The sequence below is a fragment of the Actinocorallia lasiicapitis genome (genome assembly GCF_054778695.1).
The window spans coordinates 1-1,418 of sequence record NZ_BAAGZI010000711.1 but is presented as its reverse complement, the minus strand read 5'-3'; the positions used below and the strand labels follow the sequence as shown (position 1 = coordinate 1,418).

Annotated in this window: 3 protein-coding genes; all 3 read right to left on the bottom strand. The window is 72.1% G+C overall.

Features of this window, described 5'->3' with window-relative positions; translation table 11 throughout:
- A partial coding sequence (locus ACYVE7_RS34030; protein WP_460370693.1) for an urease accessory protein UreD occupies window positions 1–292 on the bottom strand: 292 nt, incomplete at its 3' end.
- 106 nt (window positions 293–398) lie between these two features.
- Complete coding sequence (gene ureG / locus ACYVE7_RS34025; protein WP_460370692.1) at window positions 399–1,055, bottom strand: urease accessory protein UreG; 657 nt, start codon at window positions 1,053–1,055, stop codon at window positions 399–401.
- 10 nt (window positions 1,056–1,065) lie between these two features.
- Window positions 1,066–1,418, bottom strand: a 353-nt coding sequence (locus ACYVE7_RS34020; protein ID WP_460370690.1) for an urease accessory UreF family protein, incomplete at its 5' end; no start/stop codon positions are given.

Below are 1,418 nucleotides of genomic sequence, written 5' to 3'. Positions count from 1 at the left end.
CGGCGACGGTCGGTTCCGGCGCGAAGTCGAGATGGCCGTCGACCCGCGCGTCGATCGTGTACCGCGATTCGCCGCCGGTGCCGGGCAGCGCGAGCGCCGCCGCCACCGACCGGATCCGCAGCGTCGCCCCGGCCTTGACCTCGATGTCGAGCCGCAGCCTGTCCCCGCCGAGCGGCCCCGCCCCCGCCCCCACGATGAACAGCCCCTCGGGGGTGTCGCGCAGCGCGATGGGGCCGTCCGACCGCAACCGGGTGAGCCGCGGACGGCCCCCCGGCCCCGGCTCCGCCGTCACCGCCGCGTGCGCCGTGAAGCTGGACGCGCGGGTTTCAGCCCTGCGGATTCCAGCGGTACCGGTGACCAGAGCCCCACTCGGGGGGTTCGGGGGTTGACCCCCGTGATTAAGCACAGAAGTCATGAACGAGCGCCCTGATCCAGTCGGCGATTTTGGGGACTTCGGGTTCTTCGCGGATGGAGCTGAAGATGACGGGGCGGCCTTCGCGGACCTGGGCGGAGTCGCGGTCCATGACGCCGAGGTCCGCGCCGACCATGGGCGCGAGGTCGGTCTTGTTGATGACGAGCAGGTCGCTGGTGGTGACGCCGGGGCCGCCCTTGCGCGGCACCTTGTCGCCGCCGGACACGTCGAGGACGAAGATCTGCCGGTCGACGAGGCCCTGGGAGAAGGTCGCGGTGAGGTTGTCGCCGCCGCTCTCCACGATGACCAGGTCGAGCCCGTCGAACCGGTGCTCGAGCTCTTCGACGGCGTCGAGGTTGGCGGAGATGTCGTCGCGGATCGCGGTGTGCGGGCAGCAGCCGGTGCGGACGGCGACGATCCGGTCGTCGGCGAGGACGGCGTTGCGGCGCAGGAAGTCGGCGTCCTCGGTGGTGTAGATGTCGTTGGTGACGACGGCGAGGTTCAGTTCGTCCTTGAGGACCTTGCACAGGGCGGCGGTCAGCGCGGTCTTGCCGCTGCCGACGGGTCCGCCGATCCCGATCCGCAGGGCGCGGCCGTGCTTCGGTGCGGCGTGGTGCTGGTCAGGGCCGTGGTAGGCGCCCATCGGGAACTCCTTAAGACTCGAACAGGCGGAGGTCGGCGCGAAGGTGTTCTTCGGCCCAGAGGTCGAGGACGGGCGCGGACGCGCACGGCAGTTCGGCCCAGTCCTTGTAGGCGTAGGCGGCGGCTCCCCGCGCCACGTCGTCCATGGCTTCGCCGAGGTCGGCGAGGGCGCGTTGCACGCCGAGCGGGTCGAGGCCGAGGAGCCGGACGGCCGCCGAGGCGGGGCCGCCGACCGACTGGTAGGCGGCGATCCGCGCGGCGTCCAGGACGGTCCCGCCGACGATGTGGGTGACCGCGCCGAGCACCACCGGCTGGTGGGGCGCGGACGAGGTTCTGGCCATCGCGATCGTGCTGGCGCTCCTGG